The organism is Aliiroseovarius sp. ABM4_368 (assembly GCF_056161205.1).
This window is the reverse complement of record NZ_JBSWYR010000004.1, coordinates 100,057-114,983: the sequence shown is the minus strand read 5'-3', so window position 1 is coordinate 114,983 and position 14,927 is coordinate 100,057. Positions and strand designations below refer to the sequence as shown.

Here is a 14,927-nt window from a genome sequence, read left to right as displayed (position 1 = left end):
TTAGAAACCGGCACCGGAGAAGCTTCTGGGTGCGGGGTCGATTATCACGACCTGACCGTTCTGGATCTGGGCGACAGCCAAGCCGCGGTCATTGGTGCCGTTGCCACGCAGACGGAATATGCCGTTCACGCCAACGAAGCCTTGCGGTTGGGTCAGCGCGGTGGTGGTCAAGGCATTGGCCTTGCCCGCTTTCACCAGCGCGCCAATGGCAGCGACGCCATCATAGGCAAGGCCTGCAATCGGGTGCGGGGCCGCACCGTATTTGGCCTGGTAGCGCCCTGCGAAACGGTTGCTCAGCGCTGGGTCCGGGATGGCGAACCAGCCGCCTTGCAGGCCGGGCAGTGCCAGCGCGTTCGAAGGGATATCCCAACGCTGCAGGCCGATATATTGGACACTTGCGGGATCGACGCCATTTTCAGGCAGCAGGCCCGCCAGGAAGGGCAGCGCACCCGAGGTGCCCGAGGTCAGGAAGACCGACTGCGCACCCGAGCTGCGCACCTGCGCGCTGATGCCGGGCAGGGCGTTGACAATGCCGTTTTGCGACAGCTCGAACGAGGCTGAACCCGCCAGCGTCGCGCCCGAGTTTTGGATCGCGGCTTGAATGGCTGCGCGTCCCTGTGCTTCGGCCTGATCATTGCCGTTCAGAACCATGATACGGCCTTTGCCCTGACGTGCGGCATAGCGGGTCAGGCGGTTGGCGGTGTTCTGGAAGGTGTTGCCCAGAATGAAAACGTTGCCGCCTGCGATGCTGGGATTGTTCGAGAAGCTTAGTACGTTCACGTTTCGACGGGATACAGCCACACCGGCCGCATTGGCGCTTTGGGCAAAGACCGGCCCAAGAATGATCTTCGCACCATCGTTCACAGCTTTCGTGGCCATGGACGCTGCCTGATTCGCGTTGCCTGCGGTGCTGTAGACACGCAGGTCGATCTGGACACCCGACAGTTCAGACATCGCCAGACGGGCCGCGTTTTCCAGCGATTGTGCCAGATTCGCGTCATTGGCCGATCCCGACCCTGACGGCACCAAAAGCGCAACAGGCACGGGTTTCGAGGTGTTGATATTCTGGCCAACTTGCGGGGCTGCGACGTTACAGGCGGCAAGGGCGGACAGCGACACAATGGCGGTCAGTGCACCCAGCGCCTTGCGGGTGCGTGCGAAAACGGCAAACATACAATATCCTTTCCCGGGCGAGGCAGAACGCACCCCGACAGACCGCGCCATAATAACCCTCAGAACAGACAGGTCCAGTGTGAAACCCCTGATTACTCCCCTTGAACCCGGACTTTATCTGGTCGCGACCCCCATCGGAAACGCGCGCGACATTACCCTTCGTGCCTTGGACGTGCTGGCTTCAGCCGATGTGATCGCCGCCGAAGACACGCGGACCACCCGTAAGCTGCTTGAAATCCATGGGATCGCGTTGGGCGATCGAAAGCTCATTGCTTATCACGACCACTCGGGTCAGGCTGGACGCGATGGGATCATGAAACTGATCGGGCAGGGGAAATCCGTGGCCTATGCCAGCGAAGCGGGCAGCCCGTTGGTGGCTGATCCCGGCTTTGCTTTGGCGCGGGATGTGGCGCAAGAGGGCGGCTTTGTCACCGCGCTTCCGGGCGCTACCGCCGCGATCACCGCGCTCAGCCTATCGGGCCTGCCATCCGACCGATTCTGCTTTGCAGGTTTCGCCCCGACGGCCAAAGGCGCACGCCAAAAATGGCTGTCCGAGCTTCTGGCCATCCCCGCCACCCTGATCATCTATGAAAGCCCCAAGCGCATTAACCGGCTGCTAACAGATTTGTGCTCAACTGAAGCCAAGTCACGCTCTGCTGCCATTTGTCGGGAGCTGACCAAGAAATTCGAAGAAATCCGACGCGGAACGGTCCAAGACCTGAACGACCAAATCGCGGACATGACGTTGAAGGGTGAAATCGCCCTTGTGTTGGGGCCAGCCGAAGCGGGCGATGAAGAAGTGGATCTTGAACAGATGCTGGGGACAGCCTTGCAAGATATGACGATGAAAGATGCGGTTGCGATGGTGACACAGGCCACCGGCCTGCCACGCCGAAAGGTCTATCAAACCGCGCTAACTTTGGACCGCAAGGGATGAGCGGTATGGTCTCGTACCTGTCCGGCATCGCTGCCGAAGACAGCGTGGCGCGCGTATATCAGGACGGTGGGCGGCAAATTGCGTTTCGCCGTTGGCGCGGCAAACGGGGCGAGATTGACCTGATTGTGCGAGATCGCGACGAAGTCATCTTCGTTGAGGTTAAGAAATCTCGCGATTTCCTGCGCGCTGCCGAAGCCCTGTCCAAAGCGCAGATCAAGCGGCTGCATCAAACGGCTGCTGAATTTCTGAGTGGCGAACCCAAAGGGGATCTGACCCCCAGCCGCTTCGATGTGGCGCTTGTGAACGGTGCTGGGGAAATCCAAATCGTCGAAAATGCGCTGGGATACTGAAAGCGATGCTGAAATGGGGCGTTGACCCCATTGCGCCGCAGGCCGCTCTGCCCCATTTATGGGGGACTGAATTCAGACGGAGCCCCAAATGTCGCTTAAAGTTGCCATCCAAATGGACCCGATTGAACATGTCGACATCAATGCCGACAGTTCCTTTCGCATTGCGGAAGAAGCACAAGCGCGCGGGCATAGTTTGTTCTACTATACGCCGGATCAGATTTCCTATCGCGAGGGTCGCGTCATAGCGCGCGGCTGGCCGCTGTCTGTTCGGCGCGAGCAGGGCAATCACTTCACGCTGGGCGAGCTTCAGGACATTGATCTGGCAGACATGGATGTGGTCTGGCTGCGTCAGGATCCACCCTTTGACATGGGCTATATCACCACGACCCATATCCTCGATATGATCCACCCCGACACGCTGGTGGTGAATGATCCGTTCTGGGTTCGCAACTATCCCGAAAAACTGCTGGTTCTGGAATTCCCCGACCTGACGCCCCCCACCATGATCGCCCGCGATTTCGAAACCCTGAAGTCGTTCAAACACGCTCATGGCGACATCATCCTGAAGCCACTTTACGGCAATGGCGGCGCAGGCGTGTTCCGTCTGGACGAAAACGACCGCAACCTTGCGTCCCTGCACGAGCTGTTCGCAGGTATCAATCGTGAGCCTTTGATCGCGCAGAAATTCCTGCCCGATGTCTCGAACGGTGACAAGCGCGTGATCCTTGTGGATGGTGAACCCGTGGGCGCCATCAACCGCGTTCCAGCTGCGGGCGAGACGCGTTCGAACATGCATGTGGGCGGACGGCCCGAGAAGATCGGCCTGACCGAGCGCGACCTCGAGATCTGCGCGGCCATCGGCCCGCTTCTGCGTGAAAAGGGTCAGATCTTTGTCGGCATTGACGTGATCGGAGACTATCTGACCGAGATCAACGTGACCTCGCCCACCGGCATTCAAGAGCTCGAGCGGTTCGACGGCACCAATGTCGCCGAGAAGATCTGGCAAGCCATCGAAGCCCGCCGCGCATGAGCTGGTTACGCCGCCCCTTGAACTTGTGGCTGCGCCTGACGGAACGTCGGGCGCTGACTCGCGCCACGCCCGAAACCGTGGATCGCGTGCGCAAACGGTTCGAGTGGGTGACGCGCCTTTCGCTGCACCCTCCGCGCGGGTTGCGATTCACGTGGCATGACATGACCCGCCCGGTGATGGAGATTGATCCGGGTGTATCCGACAACGCGCCGATCTTGCTGTATTTCCACGGAGGAGGCTATTTCTTCGGCTCGCCCAATACCGTGCGCAATATGGTCGGGCGTATCGCGCGGGCGGCAGGGTTGCGGGCGCTTTTACCCAACTATCGACTGGCCCCCGAGCATCTCTTTCCCGCCGCCCCGGATGACGCGCTGGCCGTCTATCGCGATGTGATAACGGCCCATCCAGACCGACCTATCATCCTTGGTGGAGACAGCGCCGGCGGTGGATTGGCGCTGGTGTTGCTGTCGCAAATCACTGCGCTGGGCTTGCCGAAACCCGTTCTGACCATCGCCCTTTCCCCTTTAACCGACATGACTGCCAGCGGTGCATCCATTCGCGATAATGACGCAACCGAAGTGGTCCTGCCCGCCGAACGGATGGGCGAGTTGGCCACCTATTACCTTGGTGAAGCCGACCCACGTGACCCCCGCGCCAGTCCGCTTTTTGCCGAGTTTGCCGGGGCGACGCCCGTGCTGATTGCCGTTAGCCGGTCCGAGATTTTTCTGGATGACGCGCGCCGCATGGCGAAGGTGCTGAAAGAACAGGGCGTGTCTGTTGATTTGCAAGAGGCCGACGGGCTGCCCCATGTCTGGCAGATGTTTGCAGGGAAATTGCCTGAAGCAAATCAATCCGTTACCCGTATCGCGCAGGCGATTACGACGGCGCTTGAGGGTCAGGCCGACTGACCGACAAGTCGATAGCCTAGTGCCTCGGCGACATGTCTACGGCCCACATGATCCGCCCCGTCCAGATCTGCAATTGTGCGCGCCACGCGCAGCACGCGGTGGTAGCCACGTGCGGATAGGCCGAACCGGTCAGCAGCCTTGTTCAAAATCTCGCGCCCGTCCTGATCGGGCGTTGCCACCTGTCCGAGCAGATCGCCTTCGATGTCGCAGTTTGTGGTCACGTTTGGATGGTCTGCGTAGCGCTCCAATTGACGCGCCCGCGCCTCGGCCACGCGGTTGGCAATGACCGAGGACGGCTCTCCTGTTGCGGGCAGATCAAGATCCTGAAAGCTGACCGGAGGCACTTCGAGCCGCAGGTCAAACCGGTCCAGCAATGGCCCCGAGATCTTGCTCATATAGTCCGCTCCGCAATTTGGTGCGCGGTTGCAGGCACGCGCCGCATCCGTCAGGTATCCGCATTTGCAGGGGTTCGCGGCGGCCACCAGCAGGAAGCGGCTGGGATAGCGTAGATGTGCGTTGGCGCGGGCGACGGTGACGTCTCCGGTTTCCAAAGGCTGGCGCAGGGTTTCCAATGTCTGGCGGTTGAACTCGGGGAACTCATCCATAAACAGCACGCCGTTATGGGCCAGACTGATTTCACCCGGTTTTGCACCCCGTCCGCCGCCGACAATCGCTGCCATGGAAGCCGTGTGATGCGGCGCGCGGAAAGGACGGGTTTTCGAGATCCCGCCCGCATCCAGAAGGCCGGATACGGAATGGATCATAGATGTTTCAAGCGCTTCGCGTGCCGACAAAGGTGGCAGGATGCCGGGCAAGCGCGCGGCCAGCATTGACTTGCCGGACCCTGGCGGTCCGATCATCAGCAGGTGGTGACGTCCGGCGGCAGCGATCTCGAGCGCCCGCTTGGCGCGTTCTTGCCCTTTCACTTCAGCCATGTCCTTGGAGGTGGCTTGCGTCGTGACCTGCCCGGCTGTGGCTGGCACGATCGGCGACTGGCCGGTGAAATGCTGCAACATGCCCGCAAGGCTGTTTGCCGCAAGTACTTTGGTGGCATCGATCCACGCGGCCTCGGCGCCGCAGGCCTTGGGGCAGATCAAATCCAGCTCATGTTCGGCAGCGGCCAGCGCGGCGGGCAGGGCGCCCAGAACGGGGATCAGGGAACCGTCCAGCGACAGCTCTCCGATGGCCAGTGTGCCTGCCAGTTCTTCGCGCGGGATCAATCCGGCCTCGGCCAGCAGGGCCAACGCGATGGGCAGGTCGAAATGCGACCCTTCCTTGGGCATGTCGGCGGGGGACATGTTGATTGTGATTTTGCGCGGCGGTAGGGCGACCGACATCGACGCCAACGCCGCGCGCACGCGTTCGCGGGCTTCCGACACGGCCTTGTCCGGCAGTCCGACGATGGCAAAGCCCGGCAAGCCGGGCGATAGGGCGCATTCGACCTCGACTATTTTGGCGTCGATGCCTTCGAACGCTACCGTGCTGATACGTGCGACCATGATCCAACCTGCCCCTTTTCGGGCAGGCTAGACCGGCATGGTTATCAAAGGGTTAACGCGCCCCGATCAACAACAGTGTTTAAGCGGGGTCGGGCCAATCCGACAGGGGTAAACCGTCGATATAGGGCACCGGGTCATAGGACTTCAAAAGCCCCTCGGCCCGCCATTTTCGAAACGCGGGTTCTGCCAGATGCGCCGCGACATAGGTCTGAGCGTCTGCGCTGACAGGTAAGCCAAAACCGGCAATCCGCGCGGCAACGGGGGCGTAAAACACATCCGCCAGCGAGTAATCCCCGAACAGCCATGGGCTGTCATCGCGTCCGAATTTCGCGCGCGCGGTGGTCCAAAGTTCTTCGATCCGTGCCAGATCTGCCAGAACCGCGTCTGAAGGTTTAAAACCCTCGACAACACCTAACAGCTGCATCGGGCAATCCCCGCGCAACGCACCAAAGCCCGAGTGCATTTCCGCCACCAGCCACCGCGCCAAGGCGCGCGCTGCAGGGTCTGCTGGCCACAGTCCCGCATCCGGGTGACGCTCGGCCAAGGTTTCGGCCATCGCCAGCGTGTCGCCCACGGGTACACCTTCAGGCGTTTTCATTACCGGCACAAATCGGGCCGGGGCCAGTTCGGCCAGATCTTCTTTCAAGGTGCCGCTATACAGCCCCGCCAGATGCGAGCGGAAGGGGATGTTGAATGCCTCGAACATCAACCAACCGCGCAGGGACCAGCTGGAAAAGCTCTGGTCTCCGATATAAAGGTCATAGGTCATGGGCTTAGCGTAACGATGGATGCGACGCGCGCAATTTCCAATTTGTGACGCTATCGTTCACGGCAGGTGATTGATCGCCCCAACAGACCAGCCGGCCCCGTCCCAATTCAGGCGCGTCACAGACAGGTTGTCGATCTTATGACCCAGCGCCTGATAGGCCGTCATGCCACCCGCCCGCGCAATCTGGGTTAAGATCACACCGAAATGGGCGACGGCGATGATGTTGCTGTGACCCGCGCCGTTCAGCCGGTCCACCACACCCGAAACCCGTGCTGACAGCTGGTTCCAGCTTTCACCACCGGGCGCTTGGTGATCGCCCGGCGTTTCCCAAAAAGCGCGCGACAGGTCCGGGTCGCGGGTCGCGATCTCGTTCCAGCCGACCCCGTCCCAATCGCCGAAGTGAAACTCACGCAGGTCAGGATGATGCGACAGACGCGTACGCCCGGCTTGAATGGCATCTGCGGTGGCGGTGGCGCGGATCAGGTCGCTGGAAACCACTGCAGCATCGTCGGGCAGATGATTTGACAGCCGGGCCAAACCCGCCGTGTCCGACAAGTCCGCAGGCAAATCCCGCCACCCCACCATGTTCTTGGCGTGTGTGGGTCCGTGGCGCACCCACCACCATGTGACCGGCGTTGTCATGGCGCGCCGTCCGGGAGAGTACCTTTAAGGGTCAAAGGTAGCCCCGCCATCACGGTGACCACCAGATTCGCGCGCTGTGCGATCCGCTGGTTCAGCTCTCCTTGCGCCTGTCGAAAGCGTCGTGCCAGAGCATTTTCCGGCACGATGCCCGCGCCGACTTCGTTCGAGACGACGACGACGGGGGCCGCGCAGTCGGACATGGCCGTGAACAATGCGGTCTCGGCCGCGCCCAGATCAGCCTCGGCGAACAATTGGTTCGACAGCCACATGGTCGCGCAATCGAACAAGACGACTTCGTTTTCCTGTGCGCAATTAAAGGCGTCTGCGGCGTCCATCGGCGCCTCAATAGTTCGCCACCCGTCCCCGCGCCGCGCTTGATGGCGGGTGATCTTATCTTCCATTTCCGCGTCAAAGGACTGCGCCGTGGCGATATACAGCATCGGGCGCTTGGTGGCTGTGACCAGCCGCTCGGCATAGTCCGACTTGCCAGAGGCCGCGCCGCCCAGAACAAGGGTCAAGTGAGGAAGAGAAATGCTCATGCAATTGACGTGACATTGCCGGCTATAGTGCGTCAAGGCGAAACCGCTTGTGGTCTGCGGCTGTCCGTCCTAACGTCAGGCCATGAAACAGTTTTTTGTCGCCCTGATCCCGCTTGCGACCCCTGCACTTGCGCAAGACATTGCGCTGACCGCCGATGATCTGGCGCGCCTTAAGGCTGCTGATGTCGTGATCGTGGGCGAGGTGCACGACAACCCCACCCACCACGCCACACAGGCACAGATCGTCGACGCCCTGTCGCCCGCCGCTCTGGTGATCGAGATGCTGGGGGCCGAGGATGCCACCGACTTGGCGGCTAACCCCGCGGGCTATGCCGACGCTTGGGCCGAAACCGGTTGGCCTGATTTCCAGATGTATCTGCCGATTTTTCAGGCCCATACTGGTCCGATCGTTGGTGCTGCCGTCCCGCGCGAGGTCGCGCGTGCTACCTATTCCGAAGGCGTTTCCGCGCATTTTCAAGGGGATGCAGTTGCCTATGGGTTGGTGGATGACTTGCCGGAAGATCAACGCTCCCAACGTATCGAGCTTCAGTTTCAAGCCCATTGCGACGCCATGCCACGCGAGATGATGGGCGGCATGATCGAAGTGCAGCGCCTGCGCGATGCGACGCTGGCAGCAGGTGTGGTGCAGGCGGTTGACCAAACCGACGGGCCAGTCGTCGTCATTACCGGCAACGGCCATGCGCGCAAGGATTGGGGCGTGCCATCCTATCTGTCGCGCGTCGCGCCGGAATTGGACGTGATTGCGGTCGGGCAGGGCGAGGATGGCGTGCCGCCCGAGGGTGGGTTTGACATCATTCTGGACGCCGCCGCGCCTGAACGACCGGACCCTTGCGATCAGTTCAAATAGAACCTGCCCATTGAAAGGCAGGCTGCGGTCCCGTAACTGTTTGAAGATACTTCAAAGGGGATCCCCATGCTGGCAGGCAAACACATCCTTCTGATCATCGGCGGCGGTATCGCTGCCTTCAAATCCTTGGACCTAATCCGGCGTCTGCGCGAACGCGGGGCCGAGGTGACGCCCGTGATCACCAAAGCTGGGCAGGAATTCGTGGCGCCTTTATCCGCGTCGGGACTGGCGGCCAACAAGGTATATACTGACCTGTTTGACCTGACCGACGAGGCCGAGATGGGCCATATCGAGCTGTCGCGCGCGGCCGATCTGGTGGTCGCCGCGCCCGCCACGGCGGACCTTCTGGGCAAGATGGCGGGGGGGCTTGCGAATGATCTGGCCTCGACCCTATTGATGGCGACGGACAAGCGCGTGCTGGTTGCGCCGGCGATGAATGTGCGCATGTGGGAACACCCTGCCTGTCAACGCAATGTCGAAACATTGAAAGGCGACGGCGTTCTGTTCGTTGGCCCGAACGAAGGCGCCATGGCCTGTGGCGAGTTCGGTCCGGGCCGCATGTCCGAGCCGCTTGAGATTGTGTCGGCCGTCGAAGCGGCCCTGATGGATGGCCCCCTGACAGGCAAGCATGTGCTTGTCACCTCGGGCCCGACGCATGAACCGATCGACCCGGTGCGCTATATCGCCAACCGCTCGTCCGGGGCGCAGGGAACGGCAATTGCCCGCGCTTTGTCAGCGCTTGGGGCGGATGTGACCTTTGTCACCGGCCCGGCGGACGTGCCGCCGCCCGAGGGGGTGAATGTGGTAAAAGTGCAAACCGCGCAAGAAATGCTGAAAGCCGTGAAGGCCGCTTTGCCCGCCGATGCCGCCGTCTTTGCAGCCGCTGTGGCCGATTGGCGTGTCGCATCGGCGTCGAAAAGCAAGATCAAGAAAGATGGCAAGGGCAGCCTGCCGGTTCTGAAGTTTGACGAAAACCCGGATATTCTTGCCCGGGTCTCCAAGATGAAGAAGGGCCGCCCCGAGCTGGTTGTGGGCTTTGCCGCCGAAACCGATGACGTCATGGCCAACGCCACGTCCAAGCGCGAACGCAAAGGCTGTGATTGGATCGTCGCCAATGATGTCAGCCCGGAAACCGGGATCATGGGCGGGTCTGAAAATGCTGTGACCCTGATCAGTCAAGGCGGCGCGGATGTCTGGCCGCGCATGAGCAAGGATGACGTCGCCCGCCAACTGGCGGCGCGGATCGCGGATGAGCTGGCGGATTAGATTTCATGCCTCCGGCGGAGGTATTTGGGACAAGAAAATGAGGGGCAGATGCCGCAAATCAAAGTAGTTCGGGACGACGGCGCGGATGTGTCCGTGGCGCTGCCATCGTATGAGACGACTGGGGCCGCTGGCGCTGATCTGCGTGCCAACCTGCCCGAGGCGGATAGGACTGAGGGCTGGGTTCTGGCTCCGATGGAGCGGCGCATCGTGCCCACCGGATTGCGTGTTGAGATCCCGGATGGGTTTGAAATGCAGATCCGTCCGCGCTCGGGCCTTGCGGCCAAGCATGGCGTAACGCTGGCCAATGCGCCGGGTACAATCGACAGCGACTATCGCGGGCCGCTTGGGGTGATCCTGATCAATCTGGGTGCCGAGTCCTTCACCATCGGTCATGGCGAGCGCATCGCGCAGGCTGTTGTTGCGCCCGTGGAACAGGCAGGGTTTACCTTGGTGGGTGACCTCAGCGACACCTCGCGCGGCGCGGGCGGCTTTGGGTCCACCGGGCGCGGCTGACATGATTTGGGTGCTGCTGATATTGGCGCTGATCTGGCTGGGCGGTGCGTATATGGGCTTCTCGAAGCTGCAGCGCTGGTTCCTGACCGGGCTTATGGCGGCAGTCATCTTGCTTAGCTTTTCGGTCCTGCCTGCGGGCAATCCAATCACCGCCAGCCTTGGTGGGAACTTCACCATCTGGGCGGTGTTCTTTGCCGGGATCGGTCTGGCGGCGCTCTATGCGCGCGGGCTGGCGTGGCTTCGCGCCCGCGCACCTGCGGCCCCCAAAGCCGACACTGATGACGGCCCCTTCACGGATACCGAGCTGGACCGCTATGCCCGCCATATCGTACTGCGTGAGATCGGCGGGCCGGGGCAGGTTGCCCTGAAAGAGGCCCGCGTCCTGGTCGTCGGCGCGGGCGGTCTTGGCTCGCCCGTGCTTTTGTATTTGGCTGCGGCAGGCGTCGGCACCATTGGCGTGATTGACGATGATGTGGTCGATAATTCCAATCTGCAACGGCAAGTGATCCACCGCGACGCCGACGTCGGCATTCCTAAAGTCTTCTCGGCCGAGGCCGCCATGCGCGCCCAAAACCCTGCGATCGAGGTAGAGCCCTATAATCGCCGACTGACCGAAGACATCGCCGAGGATCTTCTGGCGGATTACGATCTGATCCTCGAAGGCTCGGACAATTTCGAGACGCGATATCTGGTGAACCGCGTCGCCGCCAAACTGGGCAAGCCAGTCATTGGTGGCGCGCTCAGCCAATGGGAAGGGCAGGTCTCGACCTTCGACCCGGCCCACGGCGCGCCCTGCTATCAATGTATCTTCCCCGAAGCCCCGGCCCCCGGTTTGGCCTCGTCCTGTTCAGAAGCCGGCGTCGTAGGTCCGCTGCCTGCCATCATCGGCGGCATCATGGCGACGGAGGCGGTGAAAGAAATCACCGGCGCGGGCGAGGGCCTGCGCGGTCGGATGCTGATCTATGACGCGATGTATGCCGAGACGCGAGTGATCAAGACGAAGCGGCGCGAGGGGTGCGAGTGTTGTGGTTGATGCGAGAAAAAACTGCTGTCGCGTCGATTTGTGCTGCTCGTGATCATGATGTCTATCATGAGACTTGCATTCTCGCGTCAGGGTTGCAACTGATTAAGAATAGCAACATTGTAGGAGAGGCTATTGCTTAGCTGGGATTCCGAAAATGGCTGGCAGTTCAGCTTTATTGGCGCGGTTTTGGTCGCATGTGTGTTGACGTTCACAATCTATCGAAATCGTGTCCGCCGTAAGTCTCTTCGTCGCCGTGGTGACGGTGTTTATGTCTGGATTGAATGGCACGGCGGCGAAAGAACATCGCTTCAAGATCCATCAGAGCCGGGCGGAGCATGGGACTCCGATGGGGATGGAGACGGAGGCGATTGACTGAGTGGCCGATTGTCGTTGGCTAAAACGATGTCTCGCAACCACCTTGACGGTCCCCCTTCCATTCCCCTCCCTCTCCCCCTAGCTTTCCCTCAAAGGAGATCCCCATGACCAACCCGCTTCTGTCCGCTTGGGACACGCCCTTTGACCTGCCGCCCTTCGCCCAGATCACCGACGCTGATTTCGAACCGGCGTTCCATGCGGCACTCGACGATACTCGTGCGGCGATTGCAGCCATCACGGACAACCCGGATGCGCCGACATTTGCCAATACGATCGAAGCGTTAGAGCTTTCCGACGCGCCGCTCGACCGTGTGTTGGGTGTGTTTTACAATGTGGCGGGCGCTGACAGCAGCCCTGCGCGTGAGGAATTGCAGCGCAAATTCTCGCCCCTTCTGGCGGCGTTTTCGTCCGAGGTGACGATGAACGCGGCGCTGTTTCAGCGGATCGAGACGTTGTGGCAGGCCCGCGACACGCTGGGTCTGACTAATGAACAGGCGCGTGTTCTAATGCTGACCCGCCGCCGTTTCGTGCGCTCGGGCGCGCTGCTTGAAGGCGCGGATCGGGATCGGTTGAAAGAGGTGTTAGAGCGCCTCGCCACGCTGGGAACCGAATTCACACAGAACCTTTTGGCGGACGAGCGTAGCTGGTTCATGCCGTTGGGCGAAGGTGACTTGGAAGGTCTGCCCGATTTCGTACTGGACGCCGCCCGCGCTGCTGGGGCCGAGAAGGGCGTGGATGGCCCTGCCGTTACGCTATCGCGTTCGGTCATCACGCCGTTCTTGCAGCACTCCACCCGTCGCGATTTGCGCCGGAAAGCCTATGAAGCCTACACCGCGCGTGGCGCAAACGGCGGCGACACGGACAACCGTGCTATTGCTGCTGAAACACTAAAACTGCGCGAGGAACGGGCGCGGCTTTTGGGCTATGATAGCTTCGCTGCCTTCAAACTGGAAACCGAGATGGCGGGCACCCCTGACCGGGTGCGCGATTTGCTGATGCAAGTCTGGGAACCGGCCCGCGACGCCGCGAACAAAGATGCGGCCAGAATGACAGATATGCTGCATGCTGACGGTCATAATGGTGATTTGGAGCCGTGGGACTGGCACTTTTACGCGGAACGCCGGCGTGAGGCCGAACATGATCTGGACGAGGCCGAGATCAAACCATTCCTGCAACTGGACCGCATGATCGAGGCGTCCTTTGACACTGCAAACCGCCTGTTTGGGTTGGAGTTCTCGCCTTTGGATGTGACGCTCTATCACCCGGATGCCCGCGCGTGGGAAGTGACCCGCGATGGCGAACATATCGCGGTTTTCGTGGGCGACTATTTTGCCCGTGGGTCCAAACGCTCGGGCGCGTGGTGTTCAGCGATGCGCAGCCAACAGAAGCTGGCAGGCGACATCCGGCCCATCGTTGTAAACGTCTGCAACTTCGCCAAGCCCGAGGACGGCCAGCCCGGCCTTCTGTCTTGGGATGATGCGCGGACGCTATTTCACGAGTTTGGCCACGCGCTGCACCAGATGCTGTCCGATGTGACCTATCCGTCGATCTCGGGCACGTCCGTGGCACGAGATTTCGTCGAGCTGCCAAGCCAGCTGTATGAACACTGGCTGGAGGTGCCCGAAGTGTTGGGCAAGTTTGCCACCCACGCCAAAACGGGCGAGGCGATGCCGAAGGCGCTGTTGGACAAGCTGTTGGCCGCGTCCACGCACGATACCGGGTTCCAAACGGTCGAGTTTCTGTCCTCGGCCATCGTGGATCTGGATTTCCATGACGGCGCGGCCCCTGCCGATCCGATGCAGGCGCAGGCCGAAACGCTGGCCCGCATTGATATGCCCGCCGCGATCCGCATGCGCCACGCTACCCCGCATTTCGCCCATGTCTTCGCGGGCGACGGCTATTCGTCGGGCTATTACAGCTACATGTGGTCCGAAGTCATGGACGCCGACGCCTTTGATGCGTTCACCGAAACCGGCGATGCGTTCGACCCCGCGATGGCCGAGAAGTTAGAGGAACACATCCTGTCCAAAGGTGGATCGATCGATGCGGCAGACCTTTACACCGCGTTCCGGGGGCGTTTGCCCGGGGTCGAGCCGCTTCTGAAAGGGCGCGGGTTGGCTTAAGTCTTTTGGGGGTCGTCCGGATGTGTTTCGACCCCCACAGGATCCTTGTGGATCAACACATCCGTGTTGGGATAGGCGTGCAGAATGGCGCGGCGCAGGCTGGCGCCGATGGAATGCGCTTCGTCCAACGTTTGGCTCCCATCCAGCTCGATATGCAAGTTGATAAAGGTGATTGAGCCTGACCGGCGGGTCTTTAGATCGTGAAACCCGTGAATGCCGGGGTGGTTGCGGGCAATGGACTCGACCCCTTCGATCACGGCCGGATCAGCGGCGCGGTCCATCAGCCCGTCCCACGCGGTTTTGAAAATGCGCAGCGCGCCAACGGCCAGCATGATCGCCGCTCCGATTGCGACGACGCTGTCGATTTGCTCCATTCCGAACCACGCGGCGGCCCAAAGGGATAGGATCGCGCCAATGTTGGGGATTAGGTCGCCCAGATAATGCAGGCTGTCGGCCTTCACGACTGCGGATCCTGTGCGCGTGGCCACGTGGCGCTGCCACAAGACAAGGGCAAGCGTCAGCACGATGGACACGACCATCACTAAAATCCCGCTTTCATGGGACATGATCGGTGCGGGCTCTCCTGACAACAGACGCGCCAAAGCGGCCCATGCAATGATCCCGGCGGATACCAAAATGAATAGGCTTTGCCCCAGTGCTGCCAGATCCTCGGCCGAGGAATGGCCGAAGGCGTGATCTTCGTCTGCGGGTCGTGCTGCATACCAGATCGCGGCCAGAGCCCCAAGCGAGACCATCAAATCCATTGCGCTGTCCGCCAGCGACGCGGCAACTGAAAGCGCCTGCGTTTCCCCCAGCGCCCACAGTTTCAGCGCCACAAGCGTCACTGCGACAAGCGCCGATGCGGCGCCTGCGGACAGATTCAGTTTGGTGCTGTCAGGTTTGTTCATATG

16 protein-coding genes are annotated in these 14,927 nt (G+C 61.2%); 10 read left to right on the top strand and 6 right to left on the bottom strand.

Annotated elements, in window-relative coordinates; translation table 11 throughout:
• Positions 1–1,173 carry a penicillin-binding protein activator gene (locus ACXAH3_RS12570; protein ID WP_474862438.1) on the bottom strand — a complete coding sequence of 391 codons (1,173 nt, stop codon included), beginning with the start codon at positions 1,171–1,173 and terminating at the stop codon, positions 1–3.
• A gap of 79 nt (positions 1,174–1,252) precedes the next feature.
• Here ACXAH3_RS12570 and rsmI point away from each other — a divergent pair, with 79 nt between their 5' ends.
• The 4 genes from rsmI to ACXAH3_RS12550 all read left to right on the top strand — a co-directional run bounded on the left by rsmI (position 1,253) and on the right by ACXAH3_RS12550 (position 4,398).
• Positions 1,253–2,110, top strand: coding sequence for a 16S rRNA (cytidine(1402)-2'-O)-methyltransferase (gene rsmI, locus ACXAH3_RS12565; protein ID WP_474862437.1), 858 nt, complete (start codon positions 1,253–1,255; stop codon positions 2,108–2,110).
• Positions 2,107–2,460, top strand: coding sequence for a YraN family protein (locus ACXAH3_RS12560; protein ID WP_474862436.1), 354 nt, complete (start codon positions 2,107–2,109; stop codon positions 2,458–2,460). Before rsmI ends, ACXAH3_RS12560 begins: the two co-directional genes overlap by 4 nt.
• Positions 2,461–2,548: 88 nt before the next feature.
• Positions 2,549–3,490 carry a glutathione synthase gene (gene gshB, locus ACXAH3_RS12555; RefSeq protein ID WP_474862435.1) on the top strand — a complete coding sequence of 314 codons (942 nt, stop codon included), beginning with the start codon at positions 2,549–2,551 and terminating at the stop codon, positions 3,488–3,490.
• Positions 3,487–4,398 carry an alpha/beta hydrolase gene (locus ACXAH3_RS12550; RefSeq protein WP_474862434.1) on the top strand — a complete coding sequence of 304 codons (912 nt, stop codon included), beginning with the start codon at positions 3,487–3,489 and terminating at the stop codon, positions 4,396–4,398. Before gshB ends, ACXAH3_RS12550 begins: the two co-directional genes overlap by 4 nt.
• Here ACXAH3_RS12550 and ACXAH3_RS12545 read toward each other — a convergent pair.
• From ACXAH3_RS12545 to cobU, 4 genes are all read right to left on the bottom strand, one after another.
• Entirely contained in the window at positions 4,386–5,897 is a 1,512-nt protein-coding gene (locus tag ACXAH3_RS12545) for a YifB family Mg chelatase-like AAA ATPase (protein ID WP_474862433.1), read from the bottom strand. The two genes, ACXAH3_RS12550 and ACXAH3_RS12545, sit on opposite strands and share 13 nt — an antisense overlap.
• 79 nt (positions 5,898–5,976) lie before the next feature.
• Entirely contained in the window at positions 5,977–6,666 is a 690-nt protein-coding gene (locus ACXAH3_RS12540) for a glutathione S-transferase (protein ID WP_474862432.1), read from the bottom strand.
• Between the two features lie 57 nt (positions 6,667–6,723).
• Positions 6,724–7,308: a histidine phosphatase family protein gene (locus tag ACXAH3_RS12535; RefSeq protein WP_474862431.1), complete on the bottom strand. Its 585-nt coding sequence runs from the start codon at positions 7,306–7,308 to the stop codon at positions 6,724–6,726.
• The gene (gene cobU / locus ACXAH3_RS12530) at positions 7,305–7,847 is read right to left on the bottom strand and encodes a bifunctional adenosylcobinamide kinase/adenosylcobinamide-phosphate guanylyltransferase (RefSeq protein ID WP_474862430.1); all 543 of its coding nucleotides are present in this window, start codon (positions 7,845–7,847) and stop codon (positions 7,305–7,307) included. Before cobU ends, ACXAH3_RS12535 begins: the two co-directional genes overlap by 4 nt.
• A gap of 82 nt (positions 7,848–7,929) precedes the next feature.
• Between cobU and ACXAH3_RS12525 the strand changes: the two genes are divergently transcribed.
• The 6 genes from ACXAH3_RS12525 to ACXAH3_RS12500 all read left to right on the top strand — a co-directional run bounded on the left by ACXAH3_RS12525 (position 7,930) and on the right by ACXAH3_RS12500 (position 14,016).
• Entirely contained in the window at positions 7,930–8,715 is a 786-nt protein-coding gene (locus ACXAH3_RS12525) for a ChaN family lipoprotein (RefSeq protein WP_474862429.1), read from the top strand.
• A gap of 66 nt (positions 8,716–8,781) precedes the next feature.
• A complete protein-coding gene (gene coaBC, locus ACXAH3_RS12520) occupies positions 8,782–9,981 on the top strand; it encodes a bifunctional phosphopantothenoylcysteine decarboxylase/phosphopantothenate--cysteine ligase CoaBC (RefSeq protein WP_474862428.1) in 1,200 nt (399 codons plus the stop codon).
• 48 nt (positions 9,982–10,029) lie between these two features.
• On the top strand, positions 10,030–10,494 hold the full coding sequence (gene dut / locus ACXAH3_RS12515; protein WP_474862427.1) for a dUTP diphosphatase: 465 nt from the start codon (positions 10,030–10,032) through the stop codon (positions 10,492–10,494).
• A 1-nt stretch (position 10,495) separates the two neighbouring features.
• Positions 10,496–11,527, top strand: a complete 1,032-nt coding sequence (locus tag ACXAH3_RS12510; protein WP_474862426.1) for a HesA/MoeB/ThiF family protein — start codon at positions 10,496–10,498, stop codon at positions 11,525–11,527.
• 123 nt (positions 11,528–11,650) lie between these two features.
• Positions 11,651–11,890, top strand: coding sequence for a hypothetical protein (locus tag ACXAH3_RS12505; protein ID WP_474862425.1), 240 nt, complete (start codon positions 11,651–11,653; stop codon positions 11,888–11,890).
• Between the two features lie 107 nt (positions 11,891–11,997).
• Entirely contained in the window at positions 11,998–14,016 is a 2,019-nt protein-coding gene (locus ACXAH3_RS12500; RefSeq protein ID WP_474862424.1) for a M3 family metallopeptidase, read from the top strand.
• On the opposite strand, the gene ACXAH3_RS12495 is transcribed toward ACXAH3_RS12500, so the two are convergent.
• Complete coding sequence (locus tag ACXAH3_RS12495) at positions 14,013–14,924, bottom strand: cation diffusion facilitator family transporter (RefSeq protein WP_474862423.1); 912 nt, start codon at positions 14,922–14,924, stop codon at positions 14,013–14,015. The two genes, ACXAH3_RS12500 and ACXAH3_RS12495, sit on opposite strands and share 4 nt — an antisense overlap.
• Between the last annotated feature and the right edge of the window lie 3 nt (positions 14,925–14,927).